This is a genomic window from Enterococcus sp. CSURQ0835, from assembly GCF_902706605.1.
Classification (GTDB): Bacteria; Bacillota; Bacilli; order Lactobacillales; family Enterococcaceae; genus Enterococcus_A.
The window spans coordinates 1-18,006 of sequence record NZ_CACSLH010000015.1; the positions used below are offsets into that span (position 1 = coordinate 1).

The 18,006-nt window shown below is 42.6% G+C and carries 14 protein-coding genes; 3 read left to right on the forward strand and 11 right to left on the reverse strand.

Annotated elements, in window-relative coordinates; genetic code table 11:
- Positions 1-1,445 precede the first annotated feature (1,445 nt).
- Positions 1,446-3,293: an LPXTG cell wall anchor domain-containing protein gene (locus tag GVJ38_RS07670; protein ID WP_159722594.1), complete on the forward strand. Its 1,848-nt coding sequence runs from the start codon at positions 1,446-1,448 to the stop codon at positions 3,291-3,293.
- 189 nt (positions 3,294-3,482) lie between these two features.
- Positions 3,483-5,252, forward strand: coding sequence for a hypothetical protein (locus GVJ38_RS07675; RefSeq protein ID WP_159722595.1), 1,770 nt, complete (start codon positions 3,483-3,485; stop codon positions 5,250-5,252).
- 291 nt (positions 5,253-5,543) lie between these two features.
- On the opposite strand, the gene GVJ38_RS07680 is transcribed toward GVJ38_RS07675, so the two are convergent.
- The 6 genes from GVJ38_RS07680 to GVJ38_RS07705 all read right to left on the reverse strand — a co-directional run bounded on the left by GVJ38_RS07680 (position 5,544) and on the right by GVJ38_RS07705 (position 10,641).
- The gene (locus tag GVJ38_RS07680) at positions 5,544-6,068 is read right to left on the reverse strand and encodes a hypothetical protein (RefSeq protein ID WP_159722596.1); all 525 of its coding nucleotides are present in this window, start codon (positions 6,066-6,068) and stop codon (positions 5,544-5,546) included.
- 180 nt (positions 6,069-6,248) lie between these two features.
- A complete protein-coding gene (locus GVJ38_RS07685; RefSeq protein WP_159722597.1) occupies positions 6,249-7,385 on the reverse strand; it encodes a glycoside hydrolase family 3 N-terminal domain-containing protein in 1,137 nt (378 codons plus the stop codon).
- A gap of 95 nt (positions 7,386-7,480) precedes the next feature.
- Positions 7,481-8,089 (reverse strand): hypothetical protein, encoded by a 609-nt coding sequence (locus GVJ38_RS07690; protein ID WP_159722598.1) that lies wholly within the window; start codon positions 8,087-8,089, stop codon positions 7,481-7,483.
- Between the two features lie 350 nt (positions 8,090-8,439).
- On the reverse strand, positions 8,440-9,318 hold the full coding sequence (gene rsmA / locus GVJ38_RS07695) for a 16S rRNA (adenine(1518)-N(6)/adenine(1519)-N(6))-dimethyltransferase RsmA (RefSeq protein WP_159722599.1): 879 nt from the start codon (positions 9,316-9,318) through the stop codon (positions 8,440-8,442).
- A complete protein-coding gene (gene rnmV / locus GVJ38_RS07700) occupies positions 9,315-9,872 on the reverse strand; it encodes a ribonuclease M5 (RefSeq protein ID WP_159722600.1) in 558 nt (185 codons plus the stop codon). Before rnmV ends, rsmA begins: the two co-directional genes overlap by 4 nt.
- Positions 9,865-10,641 carry a TatD family hydrolase gene (locus GVJ38_RS07705; protein ID WP_159722601.1) on the reverse strand — a complete coding sequence of 259 codons (777 nt, stop codon included), beginning with the start codon at positions 10,639-10,641 and terminating at the stop codon, positions 9,865-9,867. The genes rnmV and GVJ38_RS07705 overlap by 8 nt, the downstream gene beginning before the upstream one ends.
- 176 nt (positions 10,642-10,817) lie before the next feature.
- Between GVJ38_RS07705 and GVJ38_RS07710 the strand changes: the two genes are divergently transcribed.
- On the forward strand, positions 10,818-11,441 hold the full coding sequence (locus tag GVJ38_RS07710; protein ID WP_159722602.1) for a hypothetical protein: 624 nt from the start codon (positions 10,818-10,820) through the stop codon (positions 11,439-11,441).
- A gap of 51 nt (positions 11,442-11,492) precedes the next feature.
- On the opposite strand, the gene GVJ38_RS07715 is transcribed toward GVJ38_RS07710, so the two are convergent.
- The 5 genes from GVJ38_RS07715 to GVJ38_RS07735 all read right to left on the reverse strand — a co-directional run bounded on the left by GVJ38_RS07715 (position 11,493) and on the right by GVJ38_RS07735 (position 17,979).
- A complete protein-coding gene (locus GVJ38_RS07715; protein ID WP_159722603.1) occupies positions 11,493-12,656 on the reverse strand; it encodes a hypothetical protein in 1,164 nt (387 codons plus the stop codon).
- A gap of 163 nt (positions 12,657-12,819) precedes the next feature.
- Positions 12,820-14,853, reverse strand: coding sequence for a methionine--tRNA ligase (gene metG, locus GVJ38_RS07720; protein ID WP_268839982.1), 2,034 nt, complete (start codon positions 14,851-14,853; stop codon positions 12,820-12,822).
- Between the two features lie 95 nt (positions 14,854-14,948).
- Positions 14,949-15,275, reverse strand: a complete 327-nt coding sequence (locus GVJ38_RS07725) for a hypothetical protein (protein ID WP_159722605.1) — start codon at positions 15,273-15,275, stop codon at positions 14,949-14,951.
- Between the two features lie 32 nt (positions 15,276-15,307).
- Positions 15,308-15,754: a D-aminoacyl-tRNA deacylase gene (gene dtd / locus GVJ38_RS07730; RefSeq protein WP_159722606.1), complete on the reverse strand. Its 447-nt coding sequence runs from the start codon at positions 15,752-15,754 to the stop codon at positions 15,308-15,310.
- An 11-nt stretch (positions 15,755-15,765) separates the two neighbouring features.
- The gene (locus GVJ38_RS07735) at positions 15,766-17,979 is read right to left on the reverse strand and encodes a RelA/SpoT family protein (protein ID WP_159722607.1); all 2,214 of its coding nucleotides are present in this window, start codon (positions 17,977-17,979) and stop codon (positions 15,766-15,768) included.
- Positions 17,980-18,006 lie beyond the last annotated feature (27 nt).

Consider the following 18,006-nt stretch of genomic DNA (forward strand, 5'->3'; position numbering starts at 1 on the left):
GCAATGAACCTCAAAAAATTAGCCAGTTGGCTATAAACCATACCTAATAAGCGGGTCGAGTTACCCGAAACTATTGAAAAAGTACTAACAAAATACATATAAAAGTAAAAATCCCTTTTCGAAACCATATTAACTGGTTCTGAAAAGGGATTTGTCTACAGTCTGAGGCCTTCCGATTCGGAAGGTCTTTTTTCATCTACTTAGATAAGAAAAAATTAGATGAATACCATCGTTCTTACTCAGAATCTGACTAGCGGGCGTCCCAAAATTAGTTTTTCCATTACCTGCATGGGATTCTTAACTTCGCTACTAAGTAACCTGCAAGAAGTCCTATTTTTAAAAACAACTAGGTGAACTATCAACATTCATCTACAATCAAAACAACTAGTTTTATTCTAAATCATGCATATTTTTTTAAATATATGAAACATCATGATACAATTACAATACGATTAGTTTTCGGGTAGATAATAAGCGTAAAAAACTCTTTGTTCTTTAATGAAATATTACTTATTACAAAGTATTTTCTATGTCTATCTTCTCGTCTATTCTGTCGAAAAAAAGCGTTGTAGTTTTAATGGAGGCCAAAATACTCATTATGAATACAGGAAAAAAAAGGAGGGTTCAAGATGAAAAGAAAAGATTATCGTAAAATGATGAATACTCGAGCGAAACAAAAAAAGCGAACAAAAATGCTCATTGCAGGAACGATGCTAGCAACCCCTTTGATGATGACCGTGCCAAATTCCATCATAGCAAATGCCCAAGAGTCAGCCTATGGTGTAAATGTTAAACAGGCGGGATACGTTAAAATTGGCGAGCAAAAGATTGAGGTTCCAATCTCAGCCTCTGTTACTATGATTAATAGTTCTTATATTAGTATCGGTGGAAAAAGGTACTACTATGCTGGAGCAAGTGAATTGATTTTTAAGAATGTTACCGTTACTAGAAAGGCTAATATCCACAGTATTTCTGGTCTAGAAACAATCATTTTTGAAGACTGTAAATTTCCTGAAGGAGCACAGGTGTATAACAACAATCAATTAACTCGGTTCGTTGTGAAAGGCTGTTCTTTTGATAAAGGTTTAGAAGTGAATGGTAATGGTTCACTTGGCTTTTTAGAAGCGATCGATTCTGAATTTAATCATCTTAATACGTTCGACCGTCCAATCCATACCCATGGAAATAAGCTTGGATTCGAATTACAATTTGAAAACTGTAAACTCAATAATGGTACTGTCCACAATCATGAGATTAAGAATGATCAAGGAGCAACCTGGTTTGGAAAAGTTGGGGATGATTCAACTGCAGGTGCTAGCCCAACTCTTCCTACTGAAACTACTGAACGTGCTATTTACGTCAATGGCGTTCAGTTGACTGACAATAACGGTACACCAATAGTCTTTCCAAAAATTCGAATTTCCTACATCGATGCTGGAAATATAATGCTAATCATCGACTACGTTACCGGTCGCACGATCAAAGAAATTCCAAACCCAACCAGTTTAGTTTTAGACGGCATTGAAGCAGAATATGTGGATGTTAATCATGTGAATAGTTTGAAATCGATTGAAATCAAGAATTCAATTTTTGACACACATTTTGCTGCAAGCGATATTGAGGACCTAGAATCGATTTCGATCACAAACGCGTCATTTGGTGATTATATACATGCGACACTTAACCCTAATCTAAAAAGTGTCAAAGTTAAACAGGTTACAACAAGAAACTATTTAACAATCAATAATTGTGGTAGCGTGCAAATCGACATTGAGGACACTATTGTGGGTAGCTACATTGACCTAGCCATGGCACCTAATTCCACATTTTCTTTAAAAAATACAAAGGCTGGGAAGTATCTCGTTTATAACGGTAATGGTGTCGCTATGTTGGGAGACCTCGATGATGATGGTGACGCTGACACGGATACCGACACAGATACCGATACCGACACAGATACCGACACGGATACCGATACCGATACCGATACCGACACAGATACTGATACGGATACCGATACCGACACAGATACTGATACGGATACGGATACGGATACCGACACAGATACCGATACCGACACGGATACCGATACCGACACGGATACCGACACAGATACCGATACTGATACCGATACCGATACTGACACCGATACCGATACCGATACCGATACCGACACGGATACCGACACAGATACCGATACCGATACCGACACGGATACTGACACAGATACCGATACTGATACCGATACCGATACCGACACAGATACTGATACTGATACTGATACTGATACTGATACCGATACGGATACTGACACAGATACTGATACTGATACTGATACTGATACTGATACCGATACCGATACTGACACCGACACGGATACCGACACAGATACCGATACCGACACAGATACCGATACTGATACCGACACAGATACTGACACGGATACCGACACAGATACTGACACGGATACCGATACCGACACGGATACCGATACTGATACCGATACCGATGCCGATACCGACACGGATACTGATACCGACACAGATACCGATACCGATACCGACACGGATACTGATACCGACACAGATACCGACACGGATACCGATACCGACACAGATACGGATACGGATACTGACGCTGATGCCGACGCTGATGCTGATGCCGATGCCGACGCTGATGCCGATGCCGATGCCGATGCTGATGCCGATGCCGACGCTGATGCTGATGCCGATGCCGACGCTGATGCTGATGCCGATGCCGACGCTGATGCTGATGCTGATGCCGATGCCGATGCTGATGCCGATGCCGACGCTGATGCTGATGCTGATGCCGATGCCGACGCTGATGCCGATGCCGATGCCGATGCCGACGCTGATGATAATCGCCAACCACCTTTAAATACAGGTAATGGTTCAAATAATGGCTCAGGAAACGGTTCCGGCACTAGTAATCTGCCTAATACACCAACCACTACCATCCCAGTTGGTAGCAACGCCAGCCGCTCGGGACTTCCAAACACAGGTAGTAGTTCAACTAATGGATCAGGAAACGGTTCCGGCACTAGTACCCTACCGAAAACAGCTACTAGTTTAAATAGTGGTTCAGGTAATGGCTCAGGTACTAGTAGCTTACCGAAAACAGGTAGTAATTTGAATAGCGGTTCAAGTAATGGATCAAGTGCTAACAACCTACCGAAAACAGGAGCAGTGGTTGACCCAACGCTAGCACTTACAGGACTTGGAGCGGTTTTAACTAGTCTTGGTCTATTCAAAAAACGCAATAAGAAAAAATAAAACTACTATTCAAAAGAAGTTAAGAAGTCATCCTAGTTCAAAGGAGTACCTATACTTGGGTACTCCTTTGAACTTACATAATGTTTCTTGTATCAACTTAAAAAAACTAACAAATTTATCATGATATAATAATTATGATAGTATCATTGATTTAAAGATTAATAAAAAAACATGGATGAGGAGAAAAATATGGAGCGAAGAAAAACTGATATACTGAAAGACGCAAAGCAGCTCATGCAAAAGTATTCAGAACTGGAAAGCGGAGAACAAATTTTCTATGTAACCACTTGTAGTAATAATACTCGGGGAAAAACTTGGAGAACCAGTAGCAATACGTTTGAAAAAGCATGGCATAAAGTAGAACGCTACTTAAATAAAACGCCACAACTTCCTCGCTGGACACGCATAGAATTTCAGGTCAAAACACAACGTATGTCCGCAGCCGCCGGAATCCGCCGATTCGCTCAAACGAAGCGCGGAAACTACTTTGGGCAAGGAATCGCCTTTCGAAATGATGGCAGTTGTAGTTTTCTCCAAGAAGAAATCAGCAGTAACGCTCTGCTCGTTCCTTATAAAGGACATAAAATGGGGCTGAATCATGCTAAGTTAGAGATGAACCTTGGAAACATTCGGGGATATATCAAACGGCGTAATCAACGAATCGTCCCAAATCCGCTAGCTTACTTTGACGCTGAGTGGGACTTATTCGAAACTCGTGGCATCATGATCGAAGATGGCATAATTCATACGTTAGAAACAGATTTTTTTGGCCGTGGCATGCGGAAAATCACAAAGGATAATCAACCAGAGATGTTGAAAGAAACGATTGAAACGGGAATGGACTTTCTTTTTGATCAAATCAAAGAAGATGGCTCTTTTATCTACGGCTATTATCCTGCATATAATAATCCAGTTCGTGGTTACAATGGCGTGAGACATTTTTCAAGCTTGTATGCGTTACTGGAAACCCTCGAGTATTCTGATCTCAACAAGCGAACATATCCGCGTGAGAAATTACTGGAGAAAATCGACAAAGGTCTGGAATGGGGCTTGCTAAATTTATGCATTGAAGTTGACGGAATCCTTTATGTATCTGAAAAGATCAAAGATGGTCACGAATTAAAGCTTGGCGGACAGGCTCTAGGAATTTTAGCACTGGCAAAGTATGAAAGTCTAACTGGTGATGATCATTACCACCAAATCATGCTCAATCTAGTAGAAGGTTTAAGAGCATATATCGATGAAGAGGGTCGAACCGTCCACGTTCTGAATGAAGATTTATCCGTGCGAGAAGCTTTCCGAATTATTTATTACAATGGCGAGGCTTTGTTTGCATTGATGCGGGCCTATCCACTGATAGGAGATGAACGATTGCTCAAGCTTGGGGAACTGTTGATGGATCGATACATCATTGAAGGTTACCAACGCTATCATGATCACTGGCTCAGCTATTCGGTAAATGAGCTCACTTTGTATTTACCAAAAAGAGAGTACTTTGAGTTTGGTGTGAAAAATGCATTGGAAAATCTGACTTTCATGGAAGAAAGAGACACGGCTTACCCAACCTTTTTAGAATTACTCTGTGCCGCTAATAAGATGTTTAAACGTATTGAAGAATCTCCTTTTGCAGGTGAATTATTCACAAATGATGAGTACCGTCGATTGCGGGAAGTTACGGAAAAGCGTGCACTTCACGAAATGCGAACGGGACATATGTGGCCTGAATATGCTATGTTTTTTGCTAAGCCAAAAACGATCGTCCATGGATTTTATTCTCGACATGATCGAACACGCATGAGAATTGATGATGCAGAGCACTTCTTATCCGGTTTAATCAATTACACGTATTTACGAAATGATGTTGGCTATCATTTCAGTCATGATGATTCAAAACGAACTCACCTTGAACCTGAAATGCAATGGACACAGCAAGAATATTCAATAACTCCTCAAACCTAAATTTAACATTGGCAAATACTATAAAAGAAAGCAATTACAGACCCGAAAGAAACTTTTATCGAACTTTCTGTTAGATATCCTTAGCGATTCATTCCCCACTTTTTAGATGGTGTGATGAATCGTTTTTATTTTTTGCTAATCAGTGAGCCTATTAAAATAGTTAGGATAAAAATGAATAATACTAAATATTCAGTATTTTTTAAAATAGACCCTATAAACAAAAACACTTTTTCTAGTGCTTTCATTTACAGAGTCTATTTAATCAACTTCATCTATCGCGACGCTTTTTTATTATTCAGCCGCAGTAGTCAAATAAGCTGTATAGGCGATTCCTTCTGCTTGCCAGCCGGCTTTGACTAACACATCTCTTTCCGCTTGACTCATAGTGAAATGATGGGAACCGACTTTGACATTTGGATTATATAAACGGTACATCGGCTCCCCTTCATCTGCCGTGTAAAAACCCACGTGGTCTTCTTGCCAACCAAGTTTAACTAAGTTTTGTACTTCAGCAAAATTGATCGTGTAATGATGATCACCGACATTGGGATTGTACAAACGATAAGCGTAATTTTTATTGGAATGCGGTTCATACGGAACGTAACAAGCAGTCCCCTCATCTTTCCAGCCTAAGTTGACTAACAGATCCCGTTCGCTCAAACGCGGTGTAAATAAATGCTCACCGGAATTGGGATTGTACACGCGCAAGATCGCAAGCCGCGAACCAGTCGTAGTCGTTGGTGCAGCTAGTGCCTGACTACCAATAAAACAAATTCCTAAAAATGTCAGTGAGCTACCTAAAATAATTTTTTTCATCTGATCAACACTCCTTCTTGTAATAATTTTTTCAAGTTTATCATGAATATAAAAAAATTAATCAATTAAATTAAAATAATTTAAACTTAAAGATTAATTTGCACTAAAAAAAAACGAAAATTCAGCGTAGCATCACTCGCATTTTCGCTTTTAAGTTCAGTTAATTTGAACGGTTTAGATTTAGAGCAACCCTAGTTTTTCTTTCCATTCCAACACACGTTCAACCGATCGATCCAATTGTTTTTCGCTATAGTGCCCGGCTTTGATCGCTTTGACTACATACGGGATCTGAGTGGCGTAACTCGATGACATCACTAGATCATTACCGGCTTTTAGTGCTTGCAGTCCCGCTTCATCTTGAGAAATAAAATCAGCTAACCCAGCCATATCCATATCATCGGTCATGACGACACCGTCAAATTTCAAGTCATGGCGAATGACTTGGTGAACATTTTTGGAGATAGAAGCTGGCATGTCAGGATCGATCGCGTTAACGATATTATGAGACACTAAAATACTATCTGCCCCTGCTTTGATCCCCGCTTCAAACGGTTTGAAATCATTTTGCTGCAACTCACTTAAAGGCCGGGTGTCCGTTACGATCTCCACGTGAGAATCTTTGTTGTTGCCGTAGCCGGGAAAATGTTTCAACGTCGAACCAATTTTATTTTTTTGCATCGCTTCAACACTTTTCGTTACATATTCACTAGTCCCTGCCGCATCTAATCCGATCGTCCGATTGTAAATAAAGGACTCTGGATCGGTAGCGACATCGGCATCCGGTGCTAGTCCCGCATCAATCCCGATCTCATGAAACACTTTCGCCTTTGCATCAATGTCTGCTACGATATTTTCCCAGCCGCCATTTTGATACAGCTCTTGCGGACTTTTGAAAGGCGTCTTCACGACATGGTTATAACTTAAGCGACTGACATCTCCGCCTTCTTCATCAGACGCGATCAATAAAGGCGTTTTACTCGCAGCTTGATAATTTTCCACCTTTTTTTTCAAGGATTGAATCGTTTGGCCTTCCATATCACGATCAAATAAAATATAACCACCTAAATGGTATTGCTTGATGTCTTGGATTTGATTTTCAGCGGGCACCCGTACGAAAAACAACTGCCCGACTTTCTCTTCCAATGTCATATCAGTCAATAATTTTTTGGCTTTTGATTTTTCAGCAGATGCGCTGGTAGTTGTTTCAGTTTTTTTAGCGGGCTGACTAGTCTCGGCTTTTTTTTGCTGCCCACAACCGGCCAACAAGAAGACGCTCGCTGCGGCAATAAACATGCCGACTGCTACTTTTTTTGTCATAAGTTCCTCCTGTGTTACTTTCTCTGACTCATTGTATCATAATTTTCCATTCAAAAAGAAAAAAACACCCAGCCGCTTGACTGAGTGAACTAAGTTTAGACTGCTTTGGCTTTTAATTTTTCAGCTTTGGTCGCTTGATCAAAGATCGGTAAGTTGAAGTGTTTATACAACGCACCGGCAATAAAGTAGGCGATGTTGTAATCTACTAAACTGTGGATCGCGCCACCCACTCCCATCAGCACGAAGATCGTATACAAGTAACCTTGCGAATAAAAAGTGTCGGGCATATTTCCCATGAAATAAAAGGCACTGACGACTAACATTTCAACTGCGGAATGTAACAGCGCGATCAAAAAATTAAACAGTTGAAAGCGTCCATTGGCTAATGTGAATTTGCCATCTTTAAAGACGATCTCCGGATGTTTTCGCAAATAATACGCACCTACGACTGCAAAGACGATATGCGACAACGCGCGTAATGCAATGATCGGTGATGTAGAAATAAAAAAGCCAAACGCTGTCCCCAAGGTGACCGCTACTGCCATCGCTGGTGAAAAGAACATTGCGATAAAGACTGGGACATGACTCGCTAAAGTAAATGAAGCTGGCGGTACCACGACTTTAGGCATCACTAACGGGATCAAGATCCCAAGACCGATCAACAGCGCCGAGATCGTTAAATTCCTGACTGAATTTGTTTTCATTTTTTTCCTCCTATGATCACAGTTAAAATCAACGTCAACTGTTATGTCTTGACAACGCTCTAAGTGTAGTGAAAAAACACGTAGCTGTCAAGACACAAATAACAAATTATTTATTCAAATTAGAACAACTGAGGTCTTTGCCTCGTAAAAAGCGCTAGAAACGACAGTCACCGATCCAGCTGGACACTTGATCACATTGACACAACCAACTATAGCCCAAGAAAATTTTGCCTCGTTTATGAAACAAACTGCTAAGAAATTTTAACGAAAAAAGATCCTAGATAATAAAGCGACTGATCATTTCATCAGTGGCTATTATCTAGGGTCTATTTTTTATCAGGTGATTTGGTTTATTCGCTGACTTTATTTTCTGCCATCGCATTTGCTAGTGCCGCAAACTCCGCCAGCGATAACGTCTCGCCGCGGCGTTTAGGATCAATTGCCGCTTGGGCTAAACTTTTTTCCAACCAAGCTTTCGTTTCAGCGTCTTTCCCATATCGGTGGATCAAATTATTCCACAGTGTTTTCCGCCGCAACGCAAAACTAGCTTTCACTAATTGGAAAAAGTCTTTCTCGTTTGTGACTTTTACAGCTGGCTGCGGGCGGCACACAAGTCGTAAAATCGCCGAATCAACATTTGGCTGCGGGATAAAAACTGTTTTGGGCACAATAAAAGCAGTTTCAGCTTCCATGTAATATTGGACCGCGATGGAAAGTGAACCGTATGCTTTCGTACCAGGTTTAGCGGCGATCCGATCGGCAACTTCTTTTTGCATCATGACGACTAGTTCTGCCACTGGTAAGTCAGATTCTAAAATATGCATCATGATCGGTGTCGTGATGTAATAAGGTAAATTCGCCACGACTTTGATTTTTTCAGTCGGATCAAAATAGGCAGTTTCTTTTAATAAATCGGCTTTCAACACATCTTGATTGATGACTTTGATATTATCGTACGGTCGCAATGTTTCTTTTAACACGGGGATCAAACGGTCATCGATCTCAAATGCCAACACTTGGTCTGCACTGCGCGCTAAATATTCCGTCAACGCACCGATCCCTGGGCCGATCTCCACGACATTCGTGTGCTCGTCAATGCCTGCAGTCTCAACGATTTTTTTCAAAATATTCGGTTCAGTCAAAAAATTTTGACCTAAACTTTTTTTAAACGAGAAGCCGTGCTTTTCTAAAATCTCTCTCGTATAAGAAGGGGTAGCGATATCTCTCACAAAGATTCCTCAACTTTCTTCATTGCTGCGCGTAGTTCTGCTTCACTGATGCGAAACATCGCTAAACGCTTTTCTAATTGCTTCGCGTTCGTATAACCGATCCGTAATTCTTCTCCGAGCCGCTCACGTTTTTCGCGGGCAGCAGGTCCGGCAATCAAGCCATAGTCTAATAAAATTTGCCGCGGGATCGTAACTTCTGGTGTTTGACTAGGTGTGACAACTTTTTCCAAAGCTTGCAAGATCGCGTCATCACTAGCATGTTCGACACCCAAACTGCCGCCGCGTTTACTTGGCGCCGCAAACCGCCGCGCTAAAAAAGCGTGTTTGGCATCTGGTACGACTTCCATGATCGTTTTGCGGATCTTCTCACCCGAAAAATCAGGATCGGTGAAGACGATCACGCCCCGCGTTTCTTGCGCGTGTTCGATTTGAGTCAAGATCTCCTCATCGATCGCAGAGCCGCGAGTTTCAATCGTATCGACTGCTAAAACTTCCTTCAAGCGTTTCGTATCATCTTTACCTTCTACGACGATGATCTCTTCGATTTTATTCATGTGCGGTGATCCCAAATAGTTGATGGGCCGTCTTCGTCGTTTGCCGTGCGACTTCTTCCCATGATAGTTCCCGCAATTCTGCAATTTTTTCGACGACGTAACGCGTGTAGCCTGGTTCATTTCGCTTGCCGCGATAAGGAACGGGAGCTAAATAAGGTGCGTCAGTTTCCACCAGCATTTTATCAAATGGAACGATTTGAGCTGACGCTTGGACTTCCGGCGCGTTTTTAAATGACACGACGCCTGAAAAGGAAATGTGCATCCCAAGATCTAAAAAGCGTTTGGCCCATTCTGGATCACCATTAAAACTGTGCATAATCCCACCAATATCGCGTACATCTTCGTCTTTTAAAATCCGATACGTGTCTTCCATCGCATCGCGGTTGTGCACACTAAACGGCAATTTCATTTCTTTTGCGATCGCGATCTGACGGCGGAACACTTTTTCTTGGACATCTTTTGGATCTTCCATCCAATAATAATCCAGTCCGATCTCGCCTAACGCGACGACTTTAGGTTGTGTCAATTTTTGGATCAGATCTGTTTCGATTGCTTTGGTGTAACTACCGGCTTCGGTCGGGTGCCAACCAATGATCGAATAAATCCCTTCATATTGACGGCTTAGTGCCAGCGATTTTTCGATCGTTGGCGTATCAAATCCCACCACGGCCATCTCGCTCACGCCAAGTTCATGGGCGCGCTCGATCGTTTCGGGAATATCATCATTGAATTGTTCTGCATTCAAATGGGTGTGTGAATCAAAAATCATCTTTTACGACTCCTTTGGCTTTTCTTCTGTTAGTAATGTAGCACAATTTACCAAAATTAGCAGTCGTTACCGGTTAATTTTTCTTTTCTTAATCTTCACACCGTGCTAAATCCGTCTTTAGCCGGAGGAATTTGATCGGGCTAGCGCGTATACTGAAAGCCTAGGAGGATGATAGCATGCCGAACTTTCAACAAGACTATCCTTATTTTGCGAAAACATTGAAACAAAAATTTCCTAATAAAGCTCCCTTGAACAGTTTTTGGCATTGGGCGTTGCTGGGGATTTTTGGTCTTTTGACCTTCGCGACTGTTAAAGAACAATTTTTGCTCATCGGTTTATTGATCGCCGCCACGGCCTTAGTCAAAGGACCGGGCATGATTTTATGGGGCGCGGCCTATTCTTTTTTAGTCAGCTTGTTCCCACCACTAGGGATCGTATTGTCCGCTGTGTTTTTCTTATTGAATATTCGCCTACTGACCAAAAGCTGGCGCGTGAATCTAGCAGCTAGCTGGTTTTATTTGTATCCTTTTGCTATGAGTGCAGTCAAATATTTCACTCACTGGAACGCCCCGTGGCAAACTGCTTTACTCTTGCTACCGGGACTGCTTATCTTACACTTCACCCTTGCTAAATTGTATCAACTATATCCCGTTGCCCGCCAAGTCGCTTGGACGATCCTTGCGATCCCCTTCGAACTGCTAGCGGCACTCTTACCCAAACGTTTCAAAAATAAATTCAAGCAAATGCCTGAAGAAGTGCGTTACCGTAAAACATATCGTAAAAACCCACGTCAGTATTAAAAAAATCGCCGTGCCGAATGATTTTCATTCAGCACGACGATTTTTTGGCTATTAATAAGCGCCAGACACAACGTCATTGACAAGATCATAAGAAGTTTGAGCAAATGGCGGCCGACCGTTTGTAGTCACTTCTTCACCATTGCGGAAAACTTGTAAGTTTCGAAGTTTGACGGTAGCATTCGTATTGGCATGTAAAATAAATGCTCCACCACCTGGAACTAATTTCGTTTGATATTGCCCTACTAACTGCTCATTGACAAAAGTTTGCATATAGCCAGATTCAAAATATTTTACTCGCAACTTGACAGATTGACCATTAGCGATCTGAGGTGCTTTTGTGTTGACTGAGTAATATTGCTCGCCTGAAGTTCCGGCATTCGCTGGGAAATTGATATTCGTGACATTGATTCGACCTTGAGCAAAATCCGCATCAAAACCAGCTTGATAATGCAATCCGACGCCTACTTGACCGCTTGCATCTCCATTGCCGGCAATCACGAATTGAACCTCGTAGTCACTAGTCGCGCCTGTCAAAGCTACATCTGCGGCAAACTCCATCGTTGGATGACCTGCTAGATTGGCTTGATCGTTGGCTTTATTAGAATACAATAGGCGATAAGAACCTGGAACATTGGCTTCTTCCCCACCAGCACCCGTGATATCAACGTCGACCTTTTTCGGTTCGACTGTCGGTTGCTCTTCGCCGCCACCAGAAGTATCCCCTCGAGCAGCTGCATAAAAACCAGTTCCTTCATCATTCCAACCGATCTTTTTCAACTCATCTCGCTCGTGGACTTCCGTTGTGTAATGATGTGCCCCCGCAGCCGTTGCATTCGGATTATATAGGCGGTAGACCGGAATCGTCCCACCTGACTGCCAAGCGATGCCTTCATATTTCCAGCCAACCGTTTTGAGTTGATCACGCTCAGCAGCCGCTGTTGTATAATGGTGATCCTCCGCATTCGGATTGTACATGCGATAGACCGGTTGACCTTCTTTAGGTGCATACCAGCCAATATTTTCATATTTCCAACCAGCATTTCTGACACTATCTCGTTCATGAGTACTCGCGGTGTAAAAATGCTCACCCGAATTCGGGTTGTATAACCGGTGCATCGCGTCGGTATCGGTTGTTGCTTGAACTTTTCCGGCCAACATAAGTCCTGCAACTAAACTCAACCCGGTGACGATGACTTTCCCTACTTTTCGCTTCACAATGTATCCTCCTTCTAAATTGATAGCGCTATCATTTTCTAACACCTTTCTCATTGTATCACGAGCAGTAACTTTGTTCTATTGAGATCCGGTCTTCTGAAGGGGAACAGTACGATCAAAGCAAAAAAAGAAGCCTTTGAACTAAATCAAAGACTTCTTTTTCTTAACCCACAATCGCACCGTTTGGCATATCAGCTGGGGCTTCGACGACTTTTAAAGTGCCGTCTGGAGCTTCCGCAGATAAGATCATGCCTTGGCTGATCTCGCCACGCATTTTTCGTGGTTTGAGGTTCGCGACGATGATTAATTTTTTACCGACTAAACTTTCGGGGTCCGCATAATATTCAGCGATTCCCGATAAGATTTGACGGTCTTGCTTATCGCCAGCATCTAAGCGGAATTGTAATAATTTATCGGCGCCTTTGACTTTTTGGCACGCGATCACTTCAGCAACTTTCAATTCGACTTTATCAAATACGTCAAACTTGATCTCTTTATCTTTGACGGAGACTAATTCGGTTTCTTCCGGGTCCCATTTGATCGCTTCCGCTTGCGGCTTGCTGCCTTCTGCCATTTGAGCTTGGATGTAAGCGACTTCTTCGTCCATATCTAACCGTGGGAAGATCGGTTTGCCTTTTGGTGTGACTTTCGTATCTTCAGGAAATTCACCAAAATGGATATTTTGCAACATCATCGTTTCTGGATCAAGACCTAATTGTTCAAAGATTTTCTTCGGTGTTTGAGTCATGATCGGTTGTAATAAGATCGCGACGATCCGCAACGTTTCAGCCAAATGCACCATCACACTATCTAATTCAGCTCGATGTGTCTCATCTTTAGCTAACACCCATGGTTCAGTTTCATCGATGTATTTATTCGCCCGCGAAACTAAACTCCAGATCTCACTGAGTGCAGTGTTGAATTCCATTTTATCCATCGCTTCATGGTAACGACTTACCACGTTAGCCGCAGTCGTCGACAATTCACTGTCAAATGGCGTCACCAGTGATTGATATTTCGGTACGACGCCTTCACAATATTTATTGATCATGGCAACGGTCCGATTTAATAAATTCCCGAGGTCATTGGCTAGATCATAATTGACCCGTGCAACAAAATCTTCTGGTGTGAAGACGCCATCGGAACCAAATGGCACTGCCCGCAATAAATAATAACGCAACGCATCTAAACCGTAGCGTTCAACTAACATCTCAGGATAGACGACATTGCCTTTTGATTTAGACATCTTGCCGTCTTTCATCATCAACCAGCCATGACCAAAAACTTTTTTCGGTAATGGCAAGTCTAGTGCCATCAACATGATCGGCCAATAGATCGTATGGAACCGGACGATTTCTTTTCCTACCATATGAACATCAGCTGGCCAATATTTTTGGAACAAGCTGTCATCAGCAGAACCATAACCTAGCGCGGTGATATAATTAGATAACGCATCGATCCAAACATACACCACATGTTTCAGATCAGATTTGACCGGAATGCCCCATTTGAATGTCGTCCGCGAAACTGCTAAATCTTCTAAGCCTGGCTTGATGAAGTTGTTGATCATTTCATTTTTCCGCGACTCTGGTTGAATAAAATCAGGATGATCTTCATAATATTGCAACAAGCGATCGGCATATTTACTCATGCGGAAGAAATACGATTCTTCCCGCACTAATTCGACTTCGTGGCCGCTTGGCGCTTTCCCGCCGATGACTTTACCCTCATCGTCATGATACACTTCTGCTAGTTGGGTCTCAGTGAAAAATTCTTCATCCGAAACAGAATACCAGCCTTCATATTCACCTAAATAAATATCACCTTGTTCCAATAGTTGTTCAAAGATTTTTTGAACAGCGGCTTGATGATACCCGTCAGTCGTCCGAATAAATTTATCGTAACTGATATCTAACATCTTCCATAATTTCTTGACGTCTGCGGCCATCTTGTCCACGTATTCTTGTGGTTTGACCCCTAACTCTTCCGCTTTTTTCTCGATTTTTTGACCGTGTTCATCCACACCAGTCAAATAAAATACGTCAAAGCCCATCAAACGTTTGTAACGCGCAACCGCATCACAGGCGATCGTCGTATAAGAATTCCCGATATGTAATTTGCCACTCGGATAATAAATCGGAGTCGTAATATAAAATGTATCTTTCTCGGCCATGTGGTCCTCCTCTTTCCCGTAAATAATTTCCCTGCTAGTATACCACAAAAGCTAGCTTGTGTTATAGACCATTCTAGCAAAAATCGACCGGACAGCCCGCTGGCTATCTGGTCGATCTTTTAATGAACCGCGCTTAAAATCCGCGTGGCAATAGCTTGGTAGTCTTGACGCATCATTTCTATTACCGGGATCACTACAACGGGAACCGACGCATTTGAAAAGTCAACGAAACGCTTGAGGCTTTCCACGATGACGATCACCTCACCATGTGGACTTTCAGTTTGCACGAGGTCCCACGTGATAAATGCCACGTGCCAATCATTTCCTAATACTTTCGGAAATTCTCGTTGAAATCGATACGGATGAAACGTATTGACTGTTTCTATCGGAGCTCCCAACAATTGATCGTTACGATTCAACGACCAAACCCAACTCACTGTTTTCATTTTTTCCTCCTCAGACGACTTAAACTGCCGCTTTATTTATCCCGCGTATCAAAAATGATCGTTACAGGTCCGTCGTTGATCAGCGCCACTTGCATATCTGCGCCAAATTCACCTGTTTCAACTTTCAGTCCACTAGCAGCTAAACCTTGATTAAAATATTCGTACAAAGGAATCGCCGTTTCCGGACGTGCCGCTTTGATAAAGCTGGGCCGATTGCCTTTTTTCGTATCCGCATAAAGCGTGAATTGCGAAATACTCAAAATACTACCGCCGATATCTTGGATCGTTTGATTCATTTTCCCTTCTGCATCTTCAAAAATGCGTAACAGCGGAATTTTACGGATCAAATAATCCGCATCGGCTTTTGTATCTTCTTCATGTACACCTAACAAGATCATAAACCCTCGCTCGATCTTGCCGACTGAAGTGCCTTTGATTTTAACTTCCGCTTCACTGACTCGTTGGATCACTGCGCGCACACTTTTTCCTCCTAGCCTTTCGTTCGTTTGACGCTATAAACGTCACGAACGGTTTTGATTTTATCCACGATGGAATACAGATGACTCAAATTTTGGATCTTAAACGTCAACGTGATCATCGCGAGTTTATCTTTAGTTGGTTTGGCTTCGACACTGACTAATTTTTTCGTCATGCCGCTGACGATATTCAACACATCATTTAACAAGCCATCCCGATTAAACCCATAGATCTCTAACGTCGCATCGTATTCTTGTTTCGTATTGGAGGTATCTTCCCATTCGACTTCGATCAAACGATCCTCGATACCTTTTTGTTTGGTGATGTTCGGACAATCCGTCCGGTGGATCGAGATCCCGCGGCCTTTGGTGATGTAACCGACGATGTCATCTCCAGGAACCGGGTTACAGCAATGACTGATGCGGATCAAAAGGTTTTCTACCCCTTGGATCACGATGCCGCCTTCATGCCGGACTTTGATTTTTTCCGGTTCTTTTTTCTGCGGATGATTGATCATTTCATCGACCGCTTCTTGTTTTTTACGATTCCGTTCTTCGCGGCGTTCTTTTTCTGTCAAACGATTGGCAAAAGTCAACGCGCTTAATTCGCCAAAGCCGATCGTCGCAAATAAATCGTCTTCACTGTGGAAATTAAATTTCGTCATCGCATCTTGCAAACGCTCTTTAGTCAGGACTTCTTTTGGCGAATAACCTAGATCCGTGATACATTTGTTGACTGACTCGTGTCCTTTGGTAATATTTTCTGCCCGATCTTGCGTTTTGAAGAAACGTTTGATCTTGTTACGGGCTTTACTGGTTTTCACCATCTTCAACCAATCACGGCTCGGCCCAAATGAATTAGGTGAAGTCAAGATCTCGATGATGTCGCCATTTTTTAATTTATAATCCAGCTGTACCATTTTGCCGTTGACCTTGGCGCCAGTGGTTTTATTTCCGACATCGGTGTGAATGCTGTAGGCAAAATCTAATGGCCCAGAACCTTTTGGCAGCTCCGTCACATCCCCTTTTGGTGTGAACACATAGACTTTGTCGCTGAAGATATCGCCTTTGACCCCTTCCATAAATTCAGAAGCATCATAGCTTTCATCTTGCAACTCTAAAATCTCGCGGAACCAATCCAGCTGTTTATTGTCTTGTGTCTCTTCTTGTTTTTCCGTTTTGCCTTCTTTATACGCCCAATGTGCCGCGACCCCAAATTCTGCGACTTCATGCATTTCGTGGGTCCGGATCTGCACTTCTACCGGATTACCTTTTGGTCCGATGATTGTCGTATGGAGCGATTGGTACATATTGGCTTTGGGCATCGCGATATAATCTTTGAAGCGCCCAGGCATCGGTTTCCATTTCGTATGGATCGCGCCTAAGACCGCGTAACAATCTTTGATAGAATCCACGATGACTCGGATCGCTAACAAGTCATAGATCTCATCGAATTGTTTTTTTTGATCCCGCATCTTGCGATAGATGGAATAAATATGTTTGGGTCGGCCATAAATATCTCCTGAAATCCCTAACTCTTTAGTCGCAGCTTTGATCTCTTCCACCGCTTCATTGACATACGCCACTCGTTCTTCGCGTTTGGTTTGCATCAAATGCACGATTCGATAATATTGCTTCGGATTCAAATAGCGCAGTGCGGTATCTTCCAATTCCCATTTGATCCGGCTCATCCCTAAACGATCGGCTAACGGCGCGTAGATCTCTAATGTTTCCCGCGCGATCCGCCGCTGTTTATCATCTCGTAAATATTTCAACGTCCGCATGTTGTGCAAGCGGTCGGCTAACTTGACCATGATCACGCGCAAATCTTGTGCCATCGCCAGTAACATTTTACGATGGTTTTCCGCTAATTGTTCTTCGTGGGATTTGTATTTGATCTTCCCTAATTTTGTCACCCCATCGACTAATGAAGCGACATCAGACCCAAATTCTTGGCGTAAGTCTTCTAGAGTGACCTCAGTATCTTCTACCACATCATGTAAAAAGCCGGTCGCGACCGTATGCGGGTCCATGTGCAGATCCGCTAAGATCCCCGCGACTTGGATCGGATGGATGATATAAGGTTCGCCAGACTGCCGCACTTGTTCGCTGTGGGCATTTGCGGCGTACTCATACGCTTTTTTGACAAACGCGACATGTTTTTCGCCCATATAAGTAGCCACTAGCTCGATGACTTGCGGCCCCGTTAAAATTACTTCTTTTGACATCTGACTTCCCACCTTTAATGTATCGTT